At 71.5% G+C, this 21,872-nt stretch carries 18 protein-coding genes and 1 pseudogene; 8 read left to right on the top strand and 11 right to left on the bottom strand.

Going from position 1 to position 21,872, the window contains the following annotated elements; all coding sequences use genetic code 11:
• Positions 1 to 51: 51 nt before the first annotated feature.
• The 4 genes from C4J65_RS33725 to C4J65_RS33710 all read right to left on the bottom strand — a co-directional run bounded on the left by C4J65_RS33725 (position 52) and on the right by C4J65_RS33710 (position 4,883).
• The gene (locus C4J65_RS33725; protein WP_115745858.1) at positions 52 to 1,491 is read right to left on the bottom strand and encodes a GH1 family beta-glucosidase; all 1,440 of its coding nucleotides are present in this window, start codon (positions 1,489 to 1,491) and stop codon (positions 52 to 54) included.
• Positions 1,492 to 1,536: 45 nt separating this feature from the next.
• Positions 1,537 to 2,460 carry a carbohydrate ABC transporter permease gene (locus C4J65_RS33720; RefSeq protein ID WP_115745857.1) on the bottom strand — a complete coding sequence of 308 codons (924 nt, stop codon included), beginning with the start codon at positions 2,458 to 2,460 and terminating at the stop codon, positions 1,537 to 1,539.
• Positions 2,461 to 2,472: 12 nt separating this feature from the next.
• Positions 2,473 to 3,468, bottom strand: a complete 996-nt coding sequence (locus tag C4J65_RS33715) for a sugar ABC transporter permease (protein WP_115745856.1) — start codon at positions 3,466 to 3,468, stop codon at positions 2,473 to 2,475.
• A gap of 104 nt (positions 3,469 to 3,572) precedes the next feature.
• Positions 3,573 to 4,883: an extracellular solute-binding protein gene (locus C4J65_RS33710; protein WP_115745855.1), complete on the bottom strand. Its 1,311-nt coding sequence runs from the start codon at positions 4,881 to 4,883 to the stop codon at positions 3,573 to 3,575.
• A gap of 337 nt (positions 4,884 to 5,220) precedes the next feature.
• Between C4J65_RS33710 and C4J65_RS33705 the strand changes: the two genes are divergently transcribed.
• Both C4J65_RS33705 and C4J65_RS33700 read left to right on the top strand, forming a co-directional pair.
• On the top strand, positions 5,221 to 6,234 hold the full coding sequence (locus C4J65_RS33705) for a LacI family DNA-binding transcriptional regulator (RefSeq protein ID WP_115745854.1): 1,014 nt from the start codon (positions 5,221 to 5,223) through the stop codon (positions 6,232 to 6,234).
• Between the two features lie 213 nt (positions 6,235 to 6,447).
• Positions 6,448 to 6,906: pseudogene (locus tag C4J65_RS33700) on the top strand (class I SAM-dependent methyltransferase); the annotation flags it as partial.
• A 70-nt stretch (positions 6,907 to 6,976) separates the two neighbouring features.
• Here the strand turns inward: C4J65_RS33700 and C4J65_RS33695 are convergent.
• Positions 6,977 to 7,939: a zinc-binding dehydrogenase gene (locus tag C4J65_RS33695; protein ID WP_162833478.1), complete on the bottom strand. Its 963-nt coding sequence runs from the start codon at positions 7,937 to 7,939 to the stop codon at positions 6,977 to 6,979.
• 614 nt (positions 7,940 to 8,553) lie between these two features.
• Between C4J65_RS33695 and C4J65_RS33685 the strand changes: the two genes are divergently transcribed.
• The 3 genes from C4J65_RS33685 to C4J65_RS33675 all read left to right on the top strand — a co-directional run bounded on the left by C4J65_RS33685 (position 8,554) and on the right by C4J65_RS33675 (position 10,671).
• Positions 8,554 to 9,771, top strand: a complete 1,218-nt coding sequence (locus C4J65_RS33685) for an IS110-like element IS110 family transposase (RefSeq protein ID WP_115745063.1) — start codon at positions 8,554 to 8,556, stop codon at positions 9,769 to 9,771.
• Positions 9,772 to 9,949: 178 nt separating this feature from the next.
• Positions 9,950 to 10,153, top strand: coding sequence for a hypothetical protein (locus C4J65_RS33680; protein WP_115745852.1), 204 nt, complete (start codon positions 9,950 to 9,952; stop codon positions 10,151 to 10,153).
• Positions 10,154 to 10,326: 173 nt separating this feature from the next.
• On the top strand, positions 10,327 to 10,671 hold the full coding sequence (locus tag C4J65_RS33675) for a hypothetical protein (protein ID WP_115745851.1): 345 nt from the start codon (positions 10,327 to 10,329) through the stop codon (positions 10,669 to 10,671).
• A 25-nt stretch (positions 10,672 to 10,696) separates the two neighbouring features.
• On the opposite strand, the gene C4J65_RS33670 is transcribed toward C4J65_RS33675, so the two are convergent.
• The 6 genes from C4J65_RS33670 to C4J65_RS33645 all read right to left on the bottom strand — a co-directional run bounded on the left by C4J65_RS33670 (position 10,697) and on the right by C4J65_RS33645 (position 17,299).
• Entirely contained in the window at positions 10,697 to 11,674 is a 978-nt protein-coding gene (locus C4J65_RS33670) for a formylglycine-generating enzyme family protein (RefSeq protein ID WP_115745850.1), read from the bottom strand.
• 38 nt (positions 11,675 to 11,712) lie between these two features.
• Positions 11,713 to 13,191: a sulfatase-like hydrolase/transferase gene (locus tag C4J65_RS33665; protein WP_275898188.1), complete on the bottom strand. Its 1,479-nt coding sequence runs from the start codon at positions 13,189 to 13,191 to the stop codon at positions 11,713 to 11,715.
• Between the two features lie 83 nt (positions 13,192 to 13,274).
• Entirely contained in the window at positions 13,275 to 14,276 is a 1,002-nt protein-coding gene (locus tag C4J65_RS33660; RefSeq protein WP_162833477.1) for an aliphatic sulfonate ABC transporter substrate-binding protein, read from the bottom strand.
• Between the two features lie 20 nt (positions 14,277 to 14,296).
• Positions 14,297 to 15,109 carry an ABC transporter ATP-binding protein gene (locus tag C4J65_RS33655; RefSeq protein WP_115745847.1) on the bottom strand — a complete coding sequence of 271 codons (813 nt, stop codon included), beginning with the start codon at positions 15,107 to 15,109 and terminating at the stop codon, positions 14,297 to 14,299.
• A complete protein-coding gene (locus C4J65_RS33650; protein WP_205351111.1) occupies positions 15,106 to 16,047 on the bottom strand; it encodes an ABC transporter permease in 942 nt (313 codons plus the stop codon). Before C4J65_RS33650 ends, C4J65_RS33655 begins: the two co-directional genes overlap by 4 nt.
• On the bottom strand, positions 16,034 to 17,299 hold the full coding sequence (locus tag C4J65_RS33645; RefSeq protein ID WP_162833476.1) for an ROK family transcriptional regulator: 1,266 nt from the start codon (positions 17,297 to 17,299) through the stop codon (positions 16,034 to 16,036). The genes C4J65_RS33650 and C4J65_RS33645 overlap by 14 nt, the downstream gene beginning before the upstream one ends.
• 236 nt (positions 17,300 to 17,535) lie before the next feature.
• Between C4J65_RS33645 and C4J65_RS33640 the strand changes: the two genes are divergently transcribed.
• The 3 genes from C4J65_RS33640 to C4J65_RS33630 all read left to right on the top strand — a co-directional run bounded on the left by C4J65_RS33640 (position 17,536) and on the right by C4J65_RS33630 (position 21,855).
• Positions 17,536 to 18,894, top strand: a complete 1,359-nt coding sequence (locus C4J65_RS33640; RefSeq protein ID WP_115745844.1) for a family 43 glycosylhydrolase — start codon at positions 17,536 to 17,538, stop codon at positions 18,892 to 18,894.
• 130 nt (positions 18,895 to 19,024) lie between these two features.
• Positions 19,025 to 21,184, top strand: coding sequence for a SpoIIE family protein phosphatase (locus C4J65_RS33635; RefSeq protein WP_115745843.1), 2,160 nt, complete (start codon positions 19,025 to 19,027; stop codon positions 21,182 to 21,184).
• A complete protein-coding gene (locus C4J65_RS33630; protein ID WP_115745842.1) occupies positions 21,184 to 21,855 on the top strand; it encodes a CBS domain-containing protein in 672 nt (223 codons plus the stop codon). Before C4J65_RS33635 ends, C4J65_RS33630 begins: the two co-directional genes overlap by 1 nt.
• Positions 21,856 to 21,872: the final 17 nt, after the last annotated feature.

Here is a 21,872-nt window from a genome sequence, read left to right as displayed (position 1 = left end):
CAGTGGTGCGGCACCCGGCGGGGCGGGCTGTCGGGTACCGCACCGGCCCGGTCAGACGCCGGGCAGTACGCCGGTGCGGGCGACCTCGGAGTACCAGCGGGCGCTCGCCTTGGGGATGCGGGTGCCGGTCGGGTAGTCGACGTAGACGGCACCGAAGCGCTTGCTGTAGCCGTGGGCCCACTCGAAGTTGTCCAGCAGGGACCACAGGAAGTAGCCGCGCACGTCCGCGCCGTCCAGGATGGCCTGGTGGACGGCGGCCAGGTGACCGCGGACGTACGCGATCCGGGCGGGGTCGTTGACCTGCCCCTCGGGGTCGGCGTAGTCGTCGAAGGCGGCGCCGTTCTCGGTGATGACCAGCGGCAGCCTCGGGAAGTCGGCGGACAGCCGGCGCAGCAGGTCGTACAGGCCGGTGGGGTCGACGGCCCAGCCCATGGCGGTGGTGTCACCGGGCGGCTGGTGGAAGGCGACCCGGTCGGCGCCCGGCCAGGGGCTGTGGGAGCTGTTGCCGTGCCCGTCGGAGGCGTGGGCGCCGCTGCCCTCGGTCTCGGAGACGACGGTGGGCGTGTAGTAGTTGACGCCGAGGAAGTCCAGCGGCTGGTGGGCCTGGCGCAGGTCGCCGTCCTGCACGAAGGACCAGTCGGTCAGCTCGGCGGTGTCCTTCAGCAGGTCCTCCGGGTAGGCCCCGTTCAGCATCGGGCCGGTGAATACCCGGTTGGCCAGGGCGTCGATCCGGCGGGCCGCGTCCACGTCGCCCTCGCTGCCGGTGAGCGGGCGGACGTGGTGGATGTTGAGGGTGACGGAGATCTGGGCGTCGGCACGGACCCGCTCGCGCAGCGCCTGGACGGCCAGGCCGTGCCCCAGGTTGAGGTGGTGGGCGGCGCGCAGGGCGGCGACCGGATCGGTACGGCCCGGCGCGTGGACGCCGGATCCGTACCCGAGGAAGGAGCTGCACCAGGGCTCGTTGAGGGTGGTCCAGGTCCTCACCCGGTCCCCGAGGGCGTCGGCGGCCAGCGCCGCGTACTCGGCGAACCGCTCGGCCGTGGCGCGCTCGGGCCAGCCGCCGGCGTCCTCCAGTTCCTGGGGCAGGTCCCAGTGGTAGAGGGTGGCGACGGGCTGGATGCCCTTCTCCAGCAGCTCGTCCACCAGGCGCCGGTAGAAGTCCAGGCCCTTCTGCACGGCGGGGCCGCGGCCGGTGGGCTGGATCCGGGGCCAGGCGAGGGAGAAGCGGTAGGCGTCCAGGCCGAGTTCGGCCATGAGGGCGACGTCCTCGCTCCGCCGGTGGTAGTGGTCGGTGGCGATGTCACCGGTGTCGCCGTTGCGGACCCGGCCGGGAGTGCGGGCGTAGGTGTCCCAGATGGACGGCGTGCGGCCGTCCTCCGCGGCGGCCCCCTCGATCTGGTAGGAGGCGGTCGCCGAGCCCCAGAGGAAGCCCTTGGGGAAGGTGCGGGCGGCGTCCGGGGCGGAGGCGGTCTGGTGTGCTGCGGTGACCACGTAAATCCTTTCAGGTGGGGGTGCTTGGAGCGGCGGGTCGGCGGGTCAGCCCTTGACGGCTCCCGCCATGATGCCGCTGACGATCTGACGGCCGAAGACGATGAACATCGCCAGCAGCGGCAGGGTGCCGAGCAGCGCGCCGGCCATGATCAGCGACTGGTCGCGGACGTAGCCCGCGCTGAGCTGGGTGAGCGCGACGGGGACCGTCGGGTTGGTCATGTCGAGGACCACGAACGGCCAGAAGAAGTCGTTCCACGCGTGCACGAACGTGATCATGAACAGGACGGCCATCGCGGGCCGCGCGATGGGCAGCACGATGCTGAAGAAGATCCGCAGCGAGTGCGCTCCGTCCACGCGTCCGGCCTCGACGAGCTCGTCCGGCAGCGCCTCCGTCAGGTACTGGCGCATGAAGAACACACCGACCGCGCTCACCAGCGTCGGGAAGATGACGGCGGGCAACTGCTGCGACCAGCCCAGGTCGGCCATCATCATGAACAGCGGTACGACGGCGAGCTGCGGCGGCACCATCATGGTGCCGATCACCAGCATGAGCAGGGCGTTGCGCCCCTTGAACCGCAGCTTGGCGAAGGCGAACCCGGCGAGCGTGGCGAACAGCACCGTGGACAGGGCGATCACCCCGGCCACGATGAGGCTGTTGACCATGGCCTTGCCCATCGCCGCCTCGTCCCAGGCCCGGGCGAGGTTGCTGAACAGGTTCGGGCCGGGCAGGAACGGGGGCGGCGTCTGGCTGACCCGGGTGTTGTCGGTGGACGCGGCCACCATCGTCCAGTACAGCGGGAAGATCGACAGGATCGCCATGATGGCGAGCAGTACGTAGGCGAGGGGGCCGGCGTGGTGCTGACGGCCGGCGCGCTGACGCAGCAGTCGGCGGCCGCCGCGGCCCTTCTCCTTCACGGCGGGGGTCCGGGCCGGGGCGTCGGTCCGGGCCGGGAGACTTTGGGTGGTCATGACGACTCCAGGTCAGGACGTTCGGGAGCGCAGGCGCTTGATGACGCGCTGCACGACGAAGACGAGGACCAGCAGCATGAACATCGCCCAGGCGACGGTCGCCGAGCGGCCCATCTGGTAGTTCTTCCAGCCCTCCTCGTACAGCAGCAGGCCCAGCGTCTGGTACTGGTTGTCCGCGCCGCCGGTGACACCGTTGGGCCCCTGGCCGAAGATCAGCGGCTCGCCGAAGAGCTGGGTGGCGCCGATCGTGGAGAGCACGATGGTGAAGACGATGGTGGAGCGGATCCCGGGAATGGTGACGTGGATGAACTGCTTCCACCGGGAGGCGCCGTCGAGGGAGGCCGCCTCGTACCGGTCGGCGGGGATGGCCTGCATCGCGGCCAGGTAGAGGAGCGCGTTGTAACCGGTCCAGCGCCAGATGACGATGGTGGAGATCGCGACCTGGGCGGGCCACTTGTCGGCCTCCCAGTCCACCGGGTCGATCCCGACCGAGCCGAGCGCCCAGTTGATCATGCCGAAGTCGCGCTCGAAGATCATGGTGAAGACGAGGGCGGCCGCGGCCACCGAGGTGGCGTAGGGGACCAGCGAGGCGACCCGGAAGAACAGCGAGGCGCGCATCCGGTAGTTGAGCAGGTGCGCCATGCCGAGCGCCATCATCAACTGCGGCACCGTGGAGATGACGCCGATGGTGATCGTGTTCTGCGTCGCGTTCCAGAACCGCGAGTCACCCCACAACTCGACGTAGTTGTCGAACGCCACCCACTCCATGACATCGAGGGTGGCCAGCTCCACGTCGTGCAGGGAGATCCACGAGGTGTAGATCAGCGGGTAGAAGCTGAACGCGGCGAAGATGATGAAGAACGGCGCGACGAACGCGTACGGGGCGCCCTTGATGTCGAGCCGGTGCCAGAGCGCGCCGCGCCGCCGGGCGGTGCCCTCGCCGCCCGGGCGGGGAGAGGGCCGCGGAGGCTCGTCCCCGGCCAGGGCCTTGGTGGTGGAGGTGGCCACCGGACTTCCTTCCTGAGTGCGGTTGGGTGAGCCGGGCGCCGGGCCCGCCGGCCAGGACCTGATCCTGGACGCGGGCGGGCCCGGTCGGCCTCGGGAGCGGAGAGTCAGCCGACCGCCTTCTCGATGCGCTCCCCGGTGGTGGTCCACGCCTCGTCACGCTTGGCGTCGCCCTGCTCGATCAGGGCCAGGCCCTGGGAGAAGGTGTCCTTGATCGTGCCGTCCTTGCGGCCGAGGACCTGCTTGTCCGGGATCTCCTGGGCGGCGGCGCCGAAGATCTGGCCGATCGGCGCGCCGCTGAAGTACTCCGACTTGGCGTTCTTCACCTCGGGGCTGTCCAGTGCCTCGCGCGAGGACGGGATGTTGCCGATCTCCTTGAAGATGTGGGCCTGCTGCTCGGGCGCGGTCAGCCACGCGACCAGCTTCTTGGCCTCCTCCTTCACCGGGCTCTGCTCGACGACGCCGAGGAAGGAGCCGCCCCAGTTCGCGCCCTTGGGGGCCTTGGCGACGTCCCACTTGCCCTTGTTCGCGTCGCCCGCCTTCTCACTGATGTGGCTGAGCATCCAGGCCGGGCACACCGCGGTGGCGAAGGTGCCGTTGGCCAGGCCCGGGTCCCAGCCCGGCTGGAACTGACGGAGCTTGGCGGTCAGACCGTCCTCCGCGGCGTCGGCGGCGAGGTTCCACGCCTCCTTGACGGCCGGGTTCTTGTCGTAGATCAGCTCGCCCTGGTCGTTGTAGTACTGCTCGGGGTAGCCGTAGACCATGGCGTTGAACAGGCCGCTGGCCGCGTCCATGTAGGCCACGTCCCCGCCCTTGAAGTCCTTCTTGAAGGTGCGGCCGACCTCGACGTACTTGTTCCAGTCGCCCGCCCACAGCTTGGCGACCTCTTCGCGGTCGGTGGGCAGGCCCGCCTTCTCGAAGTAGTCCTTGCGGTAGCAGACGGCCATCGGGCCGATGTCGGTGCCCAGGCCCAGCACCTTGCCGTCCTTGGTGCTGATCTGGGACTCCTTCCACGGCAGGAAGTGGTCGGTGCCCGGCACGTCGGAGAAGTCCGCGAACTTGTCCGCCTGGGTCTCGGTGATCTCCTTGGCCCGGCCGATCTCGATGCCCTGGATGTCCTTCAGGCCCTTGCCCGCGGCAAGCCTGGTCTGCAGGGCGGTGTAGTAGGTCTGCTCGTCACCGGCTATCTCGGCCTTGATGTCGACATTGGGGTTCTCCTTCTCGTACTGCTCGAGAAGGCCGGTCTCCTTGATGCCCATCACCCCGTACATGCCCATGGTGATGGTGACCTTGCCGTCCTTCTTGCCACCACCGGTGGCCGAGTCGTCGCCGCTGCTGCAGCCGACGACCAGCGCGAGCGCGCCGACGGCCGCGGCCGTCGCCACCGCCTTTCTGCGCAACGAACCGAGAGTGCCCATGGATCTCCTCCTAGCGACGACGCTGACACATCGGAGTGACGAGTTCTGCGATGACTACTGCGATGGCTACAGCGGCTACAGCGATGAAAGACAGCGGCTCGAACACGTGGTGGGAACGTGCCCAAATTTGGTGGGCACGTTCCCACCGGCGCATCGAAGACTCGTGGGAGCAGGGCCTGTCTGTCAATAACTTGAAAGCAACTTGTCGCAACCGGTCCTGCCTCGCGTTCGCCTCCCGGAGGCCGGGGGGTGCTCCGCCGACCGTGGCGTCTGTCAGAATTGCCGCAGGTCACATCCGCGGCAGGCAGCGCCGCCGCGGCCGCCGAGGGGGGAGTGCATGACCGGCAACCGCCGTCCAACGATCAAAACAGTCGCCGCCCGCGCCGGCGTGGGCCGCACCACGGTCTCCCGTGTCGTCAACGGCTCGGAGCTGGTCAGCGCCGATGCCCGGGAGAGGGTGCTTGCGGCGATCAAAGAACTGAACTACGTTCCCAACTCGGTCGCCCGCGGCCTGGTGACCAACCGCACCAACGCCGTGGCCCTGGTGATCCCGGAGTCCGAGAGCCGGCTCGGCTCGGAGCCGTTCTTCGCCGCGCTCATCCGCGGGGTGAGCGGCGCGCTGGCCGAGAGCCGCACCCAGTTGCAGCTGATGCTCGTCCGCGACCAGGCCGAGCGGGACCAGTTGACCGCGTCGGTCGCGACCCGCCGGGTGGACGGCGTGCTGCTGGTCTCGGTGCACTCGGAGGACCGACTGCCCGGCATGCTCGAGGAGATGGGCCTGCCCACGGTACTCGCCGGGCGCCGCGACGCGGGCGAGCGGCTGAGCTACGTCAACTCCGACAACGCCGGCGGGGCCGCCGCCGCGGTGCGGCATCTGCTGGGCGGCGGACGGCGCCGGGTCGCCACCATCACCGGGCCGCTGGACATGGACGTCGGCCGCAGCAGGCTCGCCGGCTGGCGTGCCGCGCACCTGGAGGCGGAGGTGCCGGCGGAGGAACTCCTCGTCGAGGCGGGCGACTTCACCGAGGAGGGCGGCGCGAGCGCCATGCGTTTGCTTCTTGAACGCGTCCCGGACCTGGACGCCGTCTTCGCCGCTTCGGACCTCATGGCGGTCGGTGCCCTGGCCGAACTGCGCCGGCAGAAGCGGCAGGTGCCCGGGGACGTCGCCGTCGTCGGCTTCGAGGACTCCGTCCTGGCCCGCCACACCAACCCGCCGCTGACGACGGTGCGTCAACCGGTGGAGGAGCTGGGGCGCACCATGGCCCGCATCCTCACCGACATCACGCAGCACGGTGCGCCGCGGCAGCAGATGACGCTGCCGACGGAGCTGGTGGTGCGAGAGTCGTCGTAGGCCCGGGCGCCCACCGCGGGACCGCGCCGGGCCTTGGGGGGCCGGGTCGTCCTCGGTCCCGCCGGGACCGATGCCGTCCATGGTGCCGGCCGGCACTGACAGTCGACCGGGGTCGACGTGCCATCGCGGCGCAGGCGGGCGCACCGGCTGCACGGTGGGGGACCATGGCGGGCGGGGCGGACACGAGCGGGCCCGGGGAAACGGCGGGGGGTCGTGGGGGTCGGCCGGGAGTGGGACGGGACGCTGTTCGCCGGTACCGCCGCCTGCTACCGGCGCGGGAGGCTCCCGTACTCCCCCGGCCTGACGGACGCGCTCGCCGAGGTGGTGGACCTGGACGGGCGGGGCCGGCTGATCGATCTCGGGTGCGGGCCGGGGACGGTCACCCCGCGTCCGGCCGGTCTCTCCGACGAGGTGGTCGGGGTGGATCCGGACGCGGGGATGCTCGCGGAGGCGGCGCGCGAGGCCACGAAGGCGGGAATGCTCCCGGAGGCGGCGCGCGAGGCCGCGAAGCGGGAGGTACCCGGAAAGGTGCGGTGGGTGCGGGCGCGGGCCGAGGAACTGCCCGCGGGACTCGGCGACTTCACCGTCGCGACCCTCGCCCAGTCGTTCCACTGGATGGACCGCGACCTGGTGGCGGCGACCGTACGGGGCATGCTCCGGCCGCGCGGGGCGGACTGAGCGTGTTCGCCGGGCGCCGCACCGGACGAGCCGTGCCTGCCGGGGGCGGCACCGGTCCAGGGGTCTACGGGGTCAGCACGATGCGCCCGAAGACCTCGCCCGCGTCCATCTTCCGGTGCGCCGAGGCCGCCTGGTCCAGGGGCAGCACCTCGTGCACGACGGTCTCGATCTCCCCCCGGCTCGCGGCGGCGAACTGATCGGCCCGCACGGCCCGCAGGCCGGCTTCCGGGACGGTGGCGGCACTGAAGGTGGCGAACGACATCGACTTCTGGAAGGACGCCATCAGATGCGTGCCGAAGTCCGCGGGCGGCTGCCCCGCGACGGCGCCGACGACCACCATCCTGCCGTTCGGCGCGAGCCTGGTGAAGAACGCGGGCAGGTCGGCTCCGGCGACGATGTCCACGATGACGTCGAAGGCTCGGGGCGCGTCCGCGCGGCCCTCGCCGGAGCGGTCCAGGACATGGGTCGCGCCCAGCCCGCGCAGCCGCTCGCCGCGGGCGGCCGACGACGTGGTGACCGCCACCGCGCCCGCACCGGCGCGCGCCGCGAGCTGGACCGTCATGATGCCGATGCTGCCGGCCGCGCCGCGCACCAGCACGCGCTCGCCCGCGCTGAAGCGGGCGTGGGCGAGCCCGAAGTGCGCCACCACCCCGGCACTGCCGAGCGTCACCGCCGCCCGTGCGGACAGCCCCTCGGGGAGGGGGAGGATGTCGTCGGCCGAGGCGGTCGCCTGCTCGGCGTAGCCCCCTCCCACGCCGGTCTGTGCCCATACGCGCCGGCCGGTCCAGGAGGCGTCGACGCCCGCGCCGACCGCCGTCACGGTGCCCACCACCTCGCTGCCGGGTACATGCCCCTCCTGGAATCCGTAGGCGGCGAGGGCACCGCTGCGGATGGCGACGTCGGCGCCGCTCACGCCGATCGTCTCGGTCGCGACGAGCACCTGACCCGCGGCGGGCGCGGGGTCGGGCAGGTCGACGACCTCCAGTCCCTCGGGACCGCCGAACCTCCGGATCACCACTGCCTTCATTCGCCACTCCTTGCTCGCCGGGGCCGTGCCCCTACGTACGGAAGCCCTGCTCGTCGGACGTTAACGGACGCCGCCGTCCGCTTCGCTGAAGTGAGAGTGGTGACCGATCATTTGCCTCAGACGCTGCGCTCCGACGCCCAGGACAACCGCGAGCGCATCCTCCAGGCGGCCCGCGCGCTGTACGCCGCCGACGGTTCGGGCCCAGGGAGGGGGCGGTCTGCGCCCCGATGTCGTCCTGGCCGACCTGATGCTCGTGATCATGGCGAACCGGGGCATCCACACCCTGCCGACGCTCGCCCGCGTCGTGGCCTCCCGGCGCTTCGCCGCGCTGGTGATCAGGCGTTCCGGGCCTCCCGTTATGTTTTCCGCGGTCCTGCAAGAGGGCCGCTGGCCTCCGGGCCCGGCATGACTGTGTCCCCCTGTCGAAGGTATGACCTGGGGGGTGGTGTCACCGGGCCCGGGAGGTGCCGTCGGAGACGCTGATGAGAGGTCCGGCCACCGCCCGGTCCGGCGCAATGCCGGACAGCTCGCGGGCGGCAGGTCTGCATAACGTGGATGCGCGCGTACGACACCACTGCCGAGGCCGGCACGTGCAACTCACCTGAAAGGGCGCGATGTTCGACACCGAAGACGTGGGCGTGTTCCTCGGCCTGGACGTCGGCAAGACCGCTCACCACGGCCACGGACTCACCCCGGCCGGGAAGAAGGTCCTCGACAAGCAGCTGCCCAACAGCGAGCCGAGACTGCGGGCCGTCTTCGACAAGCTGGCCGCGAAGTTCGGCACGGTCCTGGTGATCGTGGACCAGCCCGCTTCCATCGGCGCCCTCCCGCTCACGGTCGCCCGGGACGCCGGCTGCAAGGTCGCCTACCTGCCCGGCCTGGCGATGCGGCGGATCGCCGACCTGTATCCCGGCGAGGCCAAGACCGACGCGAAGGACGCAGCGGTCATCGCGGACGCGGCCCGCACGATGGCGCACACCCTGCGTTCCCTGGAGCTCACCGACGAGATCACCGCCGAGCTCTCGGTCCTCGTCGGCTTCGACCAGGACCTCGCGGCCGAGGCCACCCGCACCTCCAACCGGATACGCGGCCTGCTCACCCAGTTCCACCCCTCGCTGGAGCGCGTCCTGGGCCCCCGCCTCGACCACCAGGCCGTCACTTGGCTGCTGGAGCGCTACGGCTCTCCGGCCGCACTGCGCAAAGCCGGACGCCGCAGGCTCGTCGAGCTCGTCCGGCCCAAGGCCCCGCGCATGGCCCAGCGGCTGATCGACGACATCTTCGACGCCCTGGACGAGCAGACCGTCGTGGTCCCGGGAACCGGCACCCTCGACATCGTCGTGCCCTCCCTGGCCAGCTCTCTCGCCGCTGTCCACGAACAGCGCCGGGCCCTGGAAGCCCAGATCAACGCCCTGCTGGAGGCCCACCCTCTTTCCCCGGTCCTGACGTCGATGCCCGGCGTCGGCGTCAGGACCGCCGCCGTCCTGCTGGTCACCGTCGGCGACGGCACCAGCTTCCCCACCGCCGCCCACCTGGCCTCCTACGCCGGACTCGCCCCGACCACGAAGTCGTCCGGTACCTCGATCCACGGCGAACACGCGCCCCGAGGCGGCAACCGCCAGCTCAAACGCGCCATGTTCCTGTCCGCCTTCGCCTGCATGAACGCCGACCCCGCCTCCCGCACCTACTACGACCGCCAGCGAGCCCGCGGCAAAACCCACACCCAGGCCCTCCTCCGCCTCGCCCGCCAACGCATCAGCGTCCTGTTCGCCATGCTCCGAGACGGCACCTTCTACGAATCCCGCATGCCCGCGGGCGTCGAGCTCGCGGCATGACCCCAGCAAGACCGAATCACCCCAAACCCGACAGGGGCGCCTTGACGAAGGACATAGAGGCACCCCCCCATCACGCTCCCCTTCCGCCGGTGCCACGGCTGGCGTCCGCGTGAACCCGACTGGCCCAGTACGCGTCCGGCGAGCGTTTCCCCCCGGGCCTCCGTTCGTTGGGACGGACATGATCAAGAAGCTCGCCTGTGTCTCCGTCATGGCCACCGCTCTGCTGGTCTCCGCTCCCCTCGCCGAGGCGGCCCCCGTGCCCGGCCCGTCCGCCGGTGTTCCCGGTGGTCCGCTCCTGGACGGTCTCCTCGGATCGCTGGAGGTGGGGCATCCGGCCACCTCGCCGCAGTCGCTCCTCCCCCAGGGCATCCTCGGCAGGTGAAAGGCGCGGGGCGAGGGGGCGGTCGCGTACCATGGCCCCCTCCGCCTCCGGCGACCGGTTCGGCGCTCCGCTCCACCGGCCCCTTCCGGACCCAGTGTCCGGCGCACCCGCACGTAGCGGCGCCGCTCCGGGGAACGCAATGATCCAAGCACCCCAGGAAAGCGGCACACGACATGTACGACCAGACGCGCGCACAGCAGCCCTCGGACCAGGACCGGCACCACACCGGGCGCCGTTCCGCGGCACCGGAGGCGCTCCTGCCGCCGGCGGAACGGGACGCTGTCCTGGACCGCCTCCGCAAGGCCATCAACACCTTCGCCGACACGCCCCACGAGGCGCTGGAGGAGGCGGAGGGCGCCTTCGACGACGCCGCGGCCCACCTCGCGAACGCCCTCGCGGAACAGCGTCGTGTCCTGCACGAGAGCTGGCGGGACCAGGACCCCGAGACGCATGCCGAGGAGCTCCGGCTCGCCCTGCGGCAGTACCGGGAGATCACGCAGCGGCTGATCCGCACATGACGGCCGTACTCAGCCAGGACGCCGGTCAATCGCCGTGGGGCGCCACGTCGTTGGCGCAGCGGAAGCCGAGGTTGCCGGACGAGGAGTCCGGGGTGTTGGAGGAGCGGGCGGCGACCCGGTAGCGGTTGCAGTAGGAGTCGTGGCACAGGTAGGAGCCGCCGCGCAGGACCCGTGCCGTCCCGGTCGGGGGGCCGGGCGGGTCCGCGGCCGGGGAGTGGGTGTAGTAGGTGGGCGAGAACCAGTCGGAGCACCATTCCCACACGTTGCCCGCGGTGTTCCACAGGCCGTGGCCGTTGGGCCGGTAGGACTTGACCGGCGCGGTGGTCAGGTGACCGTCCTCGGCCGTGTTGACGTGGGGGAATCGGCCCTGCCAGATGTTGCAGCGCCACCGGCCGCCCGGGGTCAGCTCGTCGCCCCAGGCGTAGCGGCGGCCGGCCAGTCCCCCGCGGGCGGCGTACTCCCACTCGGCCTCGGTGGGCAGGCGCTTGCCGGCCCACCGCGCGTAGGCGGTGGCGTCGTTCCAGGAGACGTGGACGACCGGATGGTTCTGCCGGCCGGTGATGTCGGAGCGTGCGCCCTCGGGGCGGCGCCAGTGGGCGCCCCGCACGTTGATCCACCAGGGGGCGCCGACGGCGTTGCCGAGAACGTCGGCGTCCGGGGCGGCGACGACCAGGTGGAAGACGGCCGAGGAGCCGAAGCGTTCGGCGTCGGTCACGTGCCCCGTCGCCTTGACGAAGGCGGCGAACCGGGCGTTGGTGACGGCGGTCTCGTCGATGTGGAAGGGCCGCAGACGCACCGTGTGCACGGGTGTCTCGCCGTCGGCCGGGTATCCCTCCCCGAAGGCGTCCCCCATCGCGAACCCACCGCCCGGCAGGCGCACCTGTCCGCGGGTCGAGCGCGGGCGGGCGGCGGGCGCCTGCTCCGCGGCGGCCGCGGGGGACGGGGCGGCCACGGCGACGGGTGCCGTCGCGGCGGCGCAGCACGGGCGGTGGGTAAGGGTCACGGGTCCTCGAATCGATCGCGTGCGTGGGACGACAGGGCCTAGGCCCTGTACGTGGACTCGTCGAGCCCGCTCAGGGTCGGGTCGTGGCCCACCTCGCCGACGTCGTACATCGATGTCATCCAGTGGTAGAAGTTGTCGCCGCGTTCGCGCAGGACGTCGTAGAGCCGGCGCATCATGCGGCCGCGGACCTCCGCCTGTTCCGGGTGGGCGTAGACGTTCTGCAGCTCGTCGGGGTCGGTGTGCAGGTCGTACAGCTCGTTGACGGAGTCGGGGTTGACGACGAGTTTGTACCGGTCCTCGCGCAGCATGCGCTGGGGGTAGGGGAAGTGGTGGCCGTGGAACTCGCAGACGATGTCCTCGTCCCACTCCACCGTCTCGCCCCGCACCAGGGGCAGCAGGCTGCGCGAGTCGACGGCGGGTTTCGGGTCGAGGCCCGCCAGTTCGAGGATGGTGGCGGTGCAGTCGAGGAGGCTGACGAACTCGTCGCGCACCTGGCCGCCGGGTGCGCCCGGGACCCGGAGCAGGCCTGGTGTGCGGTAGATGTCCTCGTACATCGCGGGGCCCTTGTCGTGCAGCCGGTGCGAGCCGGTGAACTCCCCGTGGTCGCAGGTGAAGAACACCGCCGTGTCGTCCACGAGGCCGAGCCGCTCCATGGCAGCCATGACCCGGCCGATCTGCCGGTCGATGAGGGCCACGTAGCCCCAGTAGACGGCGATGAGCTTGCGGGTGGTCTCGATGGGCATCGTGTCGAAGGTCCAGTGCGCGCTGTAGTTGCGCTGGACCGGGGGTTTGCCCTCGAAGGTCTCGGACACCGACCGCGGCAGCTCCACGTCCGCCGGGTCGACCAGGTCGAAGTACTCGTCCGGGAGGATGTACGGCAGGTGCGGTCCGAAGAAGTGCAGGGCCAGGAAGAAGGGCTGGTCGCGTTCGCGGGCGTCGGCGGCGTAGCGTTCCAGCCGCTCGATGGCGCGGGTGGCCAGGTAGTGCTCGAAGGTGGCCTCGACCGGCTGGTGCAGCCGGGCGGCGAGCAGGTTCCCGGGGCCGCCGTTCGGGAGGGTGCCGCGGACGCGGTCGCTGATCTCGTACGGGGGCAGTCCGCGTTCGGCGAGGTAGGCGAGGTAGTCCGGGTGGTCGACGGGGTTGTGCCAGCCGGGCAGTTCGGGGCCGTCGAAGCCGTAGTCGGCCGCCGTGCGGCGGTTCCCGGCGTGCCACTTGCCGAACAGGCCGCAGTTGTAGCCGTGTTCGCGCAGCGCCCGGGAGAAGGCGAACTGGTCCTCGGCGAGGTCCTCGAGGTAGCCGACGTTGCGTTCGTGGTTGGCGAGGAGCTTGTGCCGGAAGGGGGCCTGGCCGGTCAGCAGGCTGGCGCGGGCCGGGGTGCAGATGGCGGTGGGGGTGTACCAGCGGTCGAAGCGGGTTCCGGTGGCGGCCAGTTCGTCGAGTGCGGGGGTGTGGGCCAGCGGGTTGCCGTACGCGCCGAGGGTGTCGGTGCGGTGCTGGTCGGTCATGAGGAAGAGGATGTTCTTCCGGGACGCCCCGGGCCGCGGGCCGGACGGGTTGCCGGTCCGGGGGCCGGTCTCCGCGCCGGGTTCGTTCGCTCGCGTCACTTGCCCGCTCCCGTGAAGAGGTCGCCGGTGTAGTAGGTCTTCGGGTCGGCGGGCTTCTTCAGTTTGCCGGCGTTGACGAAGTAGTCGTTCATGCCCTCCAGCCATTTGACGACGGTGCCGTCCTGGGTCAGCCGGTCGAGCTCCGCCACGCTGAGCACCTTGTTGTTCGCGGCGTCCGCCTTCACCTGGTCGACGGGAATCTTCAGCTTGTCGGCGGTGAGCTCGATCGCCTCGTCGGTGTGTTCGGAGCGGAACGTCATGGCCTCGCGCAGCACGGCGAGGACCTTCTTGGTCTTCTCCGGCTGGTCGGCCACCACTTTGTTGCCCGCGACGAACGCCGTGGGGAAGGAGACGTCCGCTTCGAAGTCGGCGTTCTTGGCGAGTTCGACGAGGTCGGGGACCTGCTTCTTGATCGTCGCCGCGGCCGGGTACCAGAAACCGGCGCCGTCGACCTGCCGGGAGGAGAAGGCGGAGACGATGGTGGACGGGTCCATGGGGACGACCTTCAGGTCCTCCTTGGTCATCCCGGCCTTCTCCAGGGCGAGGGAGAGGATCATGTCGCCCGAGGTGCCCTCGGGCACCGCGACGGTCTTGCCCTTGAGCTGCTGCATCGAGGTGATGCCCGGCTGGGCGAGGACCCGGTCGGAGTTGCCGAGGGTGTTGATGGCGACGACCTTGGCCTGGCCGGAGGCGGGGAGCCACATGGCGCCGGGGCCTATGTAGCCGAAGTCGAGGTTGTCGGTGCCCAGGGCCTGGATCTGGAGCGGCCCGTTGGTGAAGACCTTGGCGTCGGCCGACAGCCCGTGCTTCTTCCACAGGCCCTTGGCCTCGGCGATGGCGATCAGGCTGGCGCCGTTGAAGTCGTTGATGTAGCCGAAGCGCACCTTGTCCGACGATCCGCCGGAGGACGAGCCGCCGCCGCACGCGGCGAGCAGTGCCATGGCGGCCGCGCCGGCGAGGGTGGTGGTGAGGCTTCTGCGGGTGAGGAGGGGTGACATGGCGGTGAGTCCCTTCCGGGTCATGACGTCGGGGAGTGGGAACCGGAAAGGGCGGCGGTGCGGCCTTCCTGGTGGTAGACGGAGTGCCACACGCGGTTGCGCAGCGCGGCGAACTCGGGGCTGAGCCGGAAGGCCTCGTCGCGCTCGATGGCCGGGTCGACCTCGACGACGTCGTAGACGCGCCCGGGACGGGCGGCCATCACGACGACCCGGTTGGCCAGGAACACGGCCTCGTCCACGTCGTGGGTGATGAACAGGACCGTGCGCCTGTCCTGGCTCCAGGTCTTCAGCAGCTGTTCCTGGAGCTTGACCCGGGTGAGCGCGTCGAGGGCGCCGAAGGGTTCGTCCATCAGCAGGATCGAGGGGTCGACGGCGTAGGCGCGGGCGATGGCGCAGCGCTGGCGCATGCCGCCGGAGAGGGTCTTGGGGAGCGCGTCGGCGAAGCGTTCCAGGCCGACCAGTTCGATGAAGTGCTGGGCCTTGGCGCGGCGTTCGCGCTTGGGCACGCCCGTGGTCCGGAGGCCGAACTCGACGTTCTGACGTACGGTCAGCCAGGGGAACAGGGCGTACTGCTGGAAGATGACACCGCGTTCGGGTCCGGGCCCCGAGACGGGTGCTCCGTCCACCAGGGCGCGGCCGGAGGTGGGTGTCTCCAGCCCGGCGAGGATGTTCATCAGGGTGCTCTTGCCGCAGCCCGAGGGGCCGACGACGGTGACGAACTCGTGGTTCGCGATGTCGAGCGATACGTCGTCGAGGGCGGTGAAGGTCTCCCGGCCCAGCGAGAAGGTCTTGGTGACGTGCTGGACGGAGATCTTGGCGGGTGTGCTGGTCATCGGCGTTCCTGCCATCGGGTGAGCCTGCGTTCGGCGAGGAGGAGGACGCGGTCCATGAGGAGACCGAGGATCCCGATCGAGATGAGCCCGACGAAGATGGTCGGGAGGTCGTAGTAGAGCTGGGCGTTCTGCATGCGGTAGCCGAGGCCCTCCTGGGCGGCGATCAGCTCCGCGGCGACCAGGGTGGCCCAGGCCGAGCCGAGGCCGACCCGCATGCCGACGAGGATGAAGGGGGTGGACGCCGGCACCACCACCCGGGCGAAGATCGTGGCGTCGCCCGCGCCCAGCACTCGGGCGGCGTTGATCAGGGTGCGGTCGACGTTCACCACGCCCTGGAACGTGGAGATCACACAGGCCAGGAACGCGGCCAGGAAGATGACGAAGATCTTCGGCGTCTCGTCGATGCCCATGGCGACCACGGCCAGCGGGATGATCGCCAGCGGCGGGATGGTGCGGAAGAACTGGATCCAGGGCTCGATCAGTCCGCGCAGGATGCCGTACCAGCCCATCAGGAAGCCGACCGGGACGGCCACGGCCGTGCCCAGGGCGAAGCCGATGAGGACCCGGGTCAGGCTGGCCAGGGCGTCGTCGGCGAGCGTTCCGTCGCTGATCAGGGTGGAGGCCCGGGAGACGACCTCCGGGGGTGTCGGCAGCTTGAAACCGGCGGACGCGAGGGCCCACCAGATCGCGATGCCGAGTGCGACGGACACGGCGTTCAGGGCGAGCGGCAGCCCGCGCCTGCCGGAACGGGAGCGCTCCGGCACGGACTTGTCGGCGCTCGCCGTGCTGTCTTCCGCGGTGCTGTCTCCCACGGTGGTGTCTCCCGCAGTGGTGTCTCCCGCAGTGGTGTCTCCCGCTTCGGCCTCGGGCGAGGACCCGGGCCCCTTCCCGGGCCGCGGGTGCCGCTGGCCGGCACTCCGCTTGTCAAGGACGGACATGGGCGGCTCCTTCGGTGGCGGAGTGGGGTGCATCGGAACGGCCCTTCACGTCGGCGGTTTCGGGATACCTCGCCAGGAGGGGTGAGCTGTGGAAGACCGCGGCGAGCGCGCCGATGGCGCCGTCGTCGTCGGAGAGCCGGGCCGCGGCGACGGCGGGTCCGGCCGACGCGGTCGGGAAGATCTCGGCGGCGAGGGTGGCGGCGACCTGTTCCACGAGGACGGGCGCCAGCCGGGTGATCTCGCCGCCGATGACCACCTTCGCCGGGTTCAGCATCATGGTCGCGGCGCCCACCACCCGGCCCAGTGCCCCCGCGGCCTCCCGCAGTACCCGGTCCACGACGGGGTGGGCGCGGCGCACGGCGGCGGCGAGGTCGTCGAGGTTCTCCAGGCGCAGGCCGAACTCCCAGCAGGCGGCGAGGATTCCGGGCACCGAGGCCACGGTCTCCAGACAGCCCCGCTTGCCGCACCGGCAGGGGCGGCCGGCCGGTTCGACGGTCACGTGCCCCAGCTCGCCGGCCAGCCCGGAGGAACCCGTCACCAGCTGGCCGCCGACGACGAGACCGCCGCCGACGCCGTCCGACAGGCGTACGTACACCAGGTCGGCGACGCTGTCGGCGCCGCTGATCGCCTCGGCGAGGGCGGCCAGCCGGGTGTTGTTGTCGACGATGACCGGGGCGTCGAAGCGTTCGGCGAAGGCCACGTCGACGCCCTCGGGTGCCGGGCGCAGCACGGTGGTGCCCGCGGTGGCGCGCGGCCAGGCCGCCCCCTCCGGGGCCGGGTAGGGACCGGGTACGCCGATGCCGATGCCCTGCAGCGCCCCGTAGTGGACCCCGGCCTCGCCGCTCAGCCGGTCGACCAGTTCCAGGGCCAGTCGCGTGCGGGTCCCCCAGGTCGCGGTGTCCTCGTACCGGACGGACCCGGAGACCATGATCTCGTGCGAGGCGTCGGCGACGACGACGTGGACGCGCCGGTGTCCGAAGTCGACGCCCATGAACTGCGCCGACGCCGGGTCGAGCGCCAGCCGTTCGGCGGGCCGCCCGCTGCCCTCGCGGCGGGACGCGTCGGTGTCGACGACGACGATGGCACCTCGTTGCAGGAGGTTGCCGGTGATCTCGGACAGGGTGGTGCGGGACAGGCCCACGACCCGGGCGATCTCGCCGCGGCTCATGGCGCCGTTCTCCTGCAGCGCACGCATGACGCGCTCTTCGTGGGTCCGCCTGACCAGTGCGTGCACTCCGCTGGGCATCTGCATGCCGGTCAACGTAGGGAGGCTCGATTATTCCGTCAACACTCCGACAGAAAGACGCAATGAAGTGTTCACAATCCCAGGTGGGCCACGCCCTGCCCTTGCCCCTCGGACTCGATTATTCGTCCGCCCTGTTGACGTAAATGTGCGGGCGTTCGCATGCTGTGCGCCATGCCCCCGTCATGCGGCTCGTGTGCCGCGCCCCGGTTTCCGGACGGGGACGACGAAGGAGAACCCGACTGATGACCGATGCCGAGTACGGACTGCCCCGACGATCCCTGCTGGCCGGCGCCGCCGGTGCGGGGGCGGCGTTCGCCCTGCCCGCGGGCGCCGCGCAGGCGGCTCCCGCGGCTGCGCCCGCGACTTCCCCGCAGGCCGGGCCGGAGCGCCGGCACCCGCGCAACTGGCCCGATCCCGAGCCGTACGGCGCCGCGGACACCCGCGCCGATCTGTGGCCGCGCGAGGACAACTCGTTCGTCCTCCCGCTGGAGCTGCGCCCGCGTGACGAGGAGCGCGGCACGGTCTGGATGCGCGACACGTACGTCAACTGCTTCGTCGTCGACGGCCGCCCGCTGTACGTCGCCACGGGAACCACGCGGGTGCCGGGACTCGAGGCCGCCGGCCCCTGGAACGACGGCATCTTCGTGTGGCTGGCCCCCTCCCTCAAGGGGCCGTGGCGGCTGGCCGACACCACCGGCATCCGGCCCGGGGCCGAGCGCGGCAAGGTGTGGTCGCCCGAGTTCGCCGGGGAGAACCGGCCCGGCCGCACGGTCGTCGCACCCTGGCAGGAGTACTGGCACGACGAGCAGTTCGGCAAGCGCGGCCAGGCCTGGGCGCCGGAGCTGCACTACTTCCGGGACACCTGGTACCTCGTCGCGTGCATGGGCGACCACTCCCGCAAGGTCGGCTCGTTCATGCTGGTGAGCGAGGGCGGCGTCGAGGGCCCGTACCGGCTGGTCGAGGGCAACCTGGACAAGCCCTTCGGCGACTCGTTCATCGGGGGGCCGAAGTTCATCGAGCCCGGCGCCTACCACCACATCGACGGCGGCCTCTTCTCCGAGGGCGACGACGCGTGGCTCGTGCTGCACAACGACCTGTACGCGAAGTTCCGGGACGACATGGAGGACATCGTCACGACGACGGACCTGCCCCGGTTCCGGCAGAGGCCCTACTCCCCGGAGCCGTACCTCGAGGGCGCCTACGTGTTCAAGCACCGGGGCAAGTACCACCTGGTCCACGCCGCCTGGGACCGTACGTCCGTCAACGCCGACGGCACCGTCCGCCAGGCCTACGACGTGCCCGCCGCGGGGCGCGTGCAGTACCAGTACGACGCGATCGTCGCGGTGGCCGACCGGTTCGAGGGCCCGTACTCCGAGCGGTACACGGCGGGTGTCGGCGCCGGTCACAACAACTTCTTCGCCGATCACCGGGGCGGCCTGTGGGCGACGTACTTCCAGAACCCGGCCGCCGGCTACTGGTCGGGGGCCTCGCGCGTCGCGGAGGCCGCGGTGCCCGGTGTCGTACAGCTGGAGTGGACCGGTCCGGCGGACGGGCGGCTGTACGTGAAGCGCGGCTCCGGGGGTCACGGCAACGGGCACTGAGCGGAGGTCCGCGTCCTGTCACTCCCTCGCATGCCGTCGCGGCGGGACGGGCGTAGTGTCCAGATATGGGTGATGTTCGGGGCGGCCGGCGTCGGGCGGCCCGGTCGGTGCGGACGCGGGCGGACGGCTGATGGACTCCGCGATGGCGGCCGTCGTGCGGGCGAGCGGTGCGTTCGGAGGGATCCTCTACGCACTGCCGCCGGGCGAGGACGCCGTGTGGCAGGTCCTGGTCACGGGGGTCCCCCAGGAGATGGCCGCCCCGTGGCGGCGGGTCGGACTGAGGGATCCGATGCCCGTGGCGGACGCCATCCGCGAGCACCGTCTGGTGTGGGCGGGCGGCCGCGAGGAGATGGCCCGCGAGTATCCGCGGCTGGCGCTCGTCCTGCCGTACGACTTCGGGCTGGCGGCCGCGCCGCTCGTCTCGGGCACCACCGTCCGGGGCGGGTTGGTGCTGCTGTGGTCCGGAAACCACCCGGCGCGGCTGAGCGCCGACGAACAGGACGTCATCCGGGCGGGCTGCCGCCGCCTGGGGGACAGCCTGCAGCGGGCCCTCGACCGCGGCGATCCGCTGCTGCCGCAGGACCGGCCAAGGACGCTGCCCCCGGCGGCCCCGCGCACCCCCTCCCCCGCCGAGGCGACCGCGCTCTCCGCCTTCGTGGAACGCCTGCCGGGCGGCTCCTGCGCGCTGGACCTGGACGGGCGCCTCACCTTCGTCACCCCGGGGGCGGCCGAGCTGCTGGGTGTCGACCGGGCCCTGCTGCTGGGCGCGCTGCCGTGGGAGGCACTGCCCTGGATGGACGTGCCGCACGTCGAGGACCGCTACCGGGCCGCGCTCGTCAGCCGCAGGCCTCAGGCCTTCACGGTCCTGCGCCCGCCGAAGACGTGGCTGGCCTTCGACCTGTACCCGGACGCCACCGGGCTGAGCGTGCGCATCACCCGCGGCGGGCCGGACGGGGAGGAGCCCCTGTCCCGGTCGGCACAGTCCTCGGGCCCCAGCCGCGCCACGGTGCTCTACCACCTGATGCACCTGGCCTCCACCCTGACCGAGGCCGTCAGCGTGCAGGACGTGGTCGAGCAGACCGCCGACCAGCTGATGCCCGCGCTCGGGGCCCAGGGCATGGTGGTGATGGCCCCGGCGAACGGCCGGCTGAAGATCGTCGGCCAGCGCGGCTACCACCCGGAGCTGCTGAGGCGGTTCGACGGAACGCCCCTCACCTCGGCCATTCCCGGCGTCGACGTCATGGCCACGGGTGTCCCGGGATTCTGGACGACCTTCGAGGAGCTCCACGAGACCTACCCCGCCATGACCTACGAGGACGGGATGGCCGCGTGGGCCATACTGCCGCTGATCGCCTCCGGCCGTCCCATCGGCTCGCTCCTGCTCTCCTACCGGCGGCCGCACGTCTTCCCGCCCGGCGAACGGGCCGCCCTCACATCGCTGGCGGGCCTGGTCGGGCAGGCCCTGGACCGCGCCCGGCTCTACGACGCCAAGCACCACCTCGCCCACCGCCTGCAGTCCGCCCTGCTGCCCCGCACCCTCCCCGAGGTGCCCGGTCTGAACGTCGCCGCCCGCTACCTTCCGGCGGCCCGCGGTCTGGGCATCGGCGGGGACTTCTACGACGTCATCCACCTCGACGAGCGCACCGCGGGCGTCACCATCGGCGACGTGCAGGGACACAACGTGGACGCGGCGGCGCTCATGGGGCAGGTCCGCACCGCCGTGCACGCCCACGCCACCGTGGGGGCGCCCCCCGACGACGTCCTGGCCCGCACCAACCGGCTGCTCACCGACCTGGACCCCGGCCTGTTCACCAGCTGCGCCTACGTGCACATCGACCTGGCCACGCACCGCGCGTGTGTGGCGCTGGCCGGCCACCCGCCGCCCCTGGTGCGCCACGCCGACGGGCGCATCGAGCCGCTGCGGGTGCCACCCGGCCTGCTGCTGGGCATCGAGCCGGACACCGTGTACCCGTCGCTGGAGTTCCCGCTGCCGCCGGGCAGTGTGCTCGCCCTCTACACCGACGGACTCGTCGAGGCGCCGGGCGTCGACCTGGACGACGCGATCGCGGCCCTCGCCGGTCTCCTGGAGGCCGGGGATCCCGGCGACCTCGACGCCATGGCCGACACCCTCATCCGGCACGCGCCCACCCCGGGCGACGACATCGCCCTGGTCCTCGTCAGTCCCCGCGTGTCGGTGCCGGGGCACTCCCGGGGCCGATCGATCGTTTTCAGGGACAAGAAGGACGAACGCCGGCCGACGCGGGCCGGCAGCGGAGGAGAAGACCCTTAATGAAACACCAGAGGGTGCGCGATCTGATGAGCGACGCCGTGGTCCGCGTGCAGCGGGGCACACCGTTCAAGGAGATCGCCCACCTGCTGCTGGAGTACGACATCACGGCAGTGCCGGTCGTCGACGGGGAGAACCGCCCCGTGGGGGTGGTGTCGGAGGCCGACCTCCTGCAGAAGATGTGGGGCGGGGAGCCCGACGGTCTTCCCGGGCAGGCCGAGTGGTCCCGGGCCTCGGCCGGCAAGGCGGACGCCACGGACGCGGCCGGGCTCATGACCTCACCCGCGCTGTGCGCCCTGGAGAGCTGGAGCGTCGTGGACGCCGCCCGGGTGATGGCACGGCACCGCATCAAGCGGCTGCTGGTCGTCGACGGGGACGGGCGGCTGGCCGGGGTCGTCAGCAGAAGCGACCTGCTGCGGGTCTTCCTGCGCACGGACCGCGCGATTCGCACCGAGATCATCGAGGAGGCCCTGGTCAAGGCGCTGGGCCTGGCTCCCTCGTCGGTACAGGTGGACGTCGCGCACGGCCATGTCGTGCTCAGCGGCCGGCTCCCGGCCCATGTGTCCGCCCCGCTGCTGGAAGAGCACTGCCGGAGCGTGGACGGCGTCGTCGCCGTGGAGTTCCGGCCGGCCGGCGAGGCCGACGCGGAGGGGTCCGCGGCCGTCGGCCAGTGAACTCCCGCCGGACGGCG

This window comes from Streptomyces sp. CB09001, from assembly GCF_003369795.1.
Taxonomy (GTDB): Bacteria; Actinomycetota; Actinomycetes; order Streptomycetales; family Streptomycetaceae; genus Streptomyces.
The sequence above is the reverse complement of the archived record's forward strand: the minus strand, read 5'-3'. Positions and strand labels throughout refer to the sequence as shown.

Excerpts from the sequence above, each read along its gene's own strand:
- C4J65_RS33695 (WP_162833478.1), bottom strand. The coding sequence starts at position 7,939 with ATGAAGGCAGTGGTGATCCGGAGGTTCGGCGGTCCCGAGGGACTGGAG.
- C4J65_RS33630 (WP_115745842.1), top strand. The coding sequence starts at position 21,184 with ATGAAACACCAGAGGGTGCGCGATCTGATGAGCGACGCCGTGGTCCGC.
- C4J65_RS33720 (WP_115745857.1), bottom strand. The coding sequence starts at position 2,460 with ATGACCACCCAAAGTCTCCCGGCCCGGACCGACGCCCCGGCCCGGACC.
- C4J65_RS33635 (WP_115745843.1), top strand. The coding sequence starts at position 19,025 with ATGGACTCCGCGATGGCGGCCGTCGTGCGGGCGAGCGGTGCGTTCGGA.
- C4J65_RS33660 (WP_162833477.1), bottom strand. The coding sequence starts at position 14,276 with ATGTCACCCCTCCTCACCCGCAGAAGCCTCACCACCACCCTCGCCGGC.
- C4J65_RS33685 (WP_115745063.1), top strand. The coding sequence starts at position 8,554 with ATGTTCGACACCGAAGACGTGGGCGTGTTCCTCGGCCTGGACGTCGGC.
- C4J65_RS33655 (WP_115745847.1), bottom strand. The coding sequence starts at position 15,109 with ATGACCAGCACACCCGCCAAGATCTCCGTCCAGCACGTCACCAAGACC.
- C4J65_RS33680 (WP_115745852.1), top strand. The coding sequence starts at position 9,950 with ATGATCAAGAAGCTCGCCTGTGTCTCCGTCATGGCCACCGCTCTGCTG.
- C4J65_RS33705 (WP_115745854.1), top strand. The coding sequence starts at position 5,221 with ATGACCGGCAACCGCCGTCCAACGATCAAAACAGTCGCCGCCCGCGCC.
- C4J65_RS33710 (WP_115745855.1), bottom strand. The coding sequence starts at position 4,883 with ATGGGCACTCTCGGTTCGTTGCGCAGAAAGGCGGTGGCGACGGCCGCG.
- C4J65_RS33640 (WP_115745844.1), top strand. The coding sequence starts at position 17,536 with ATGACCGATGCCGAGTACGGACTGCCCCGACGATCCCTGCTGGCCGGC.
- C4J65_RS33645 (WP_162833476.1), bottom strand. The coding sequence starts at position 17,299 with ATGCAGATGCCCAGCGGAGTGCACGCACTGGTCAGGCGGACCCACGAA.
- C4J65_RS33650 (WP_205351111.1), bottom strand. The coding sequence starts at position 16,047 with ATGTCCGTCCTTGACAAGCGGAGTGCCGGCCAGCGGCACCCGCGGCCC.
- C4J65_RS33675 (WP_115745851.1), top strand. The coding sequence starts at position 10,327 with ATGTACGACCAGACGCGCGCACAGCAGCCCTCGGACCAGGACCGGCAC.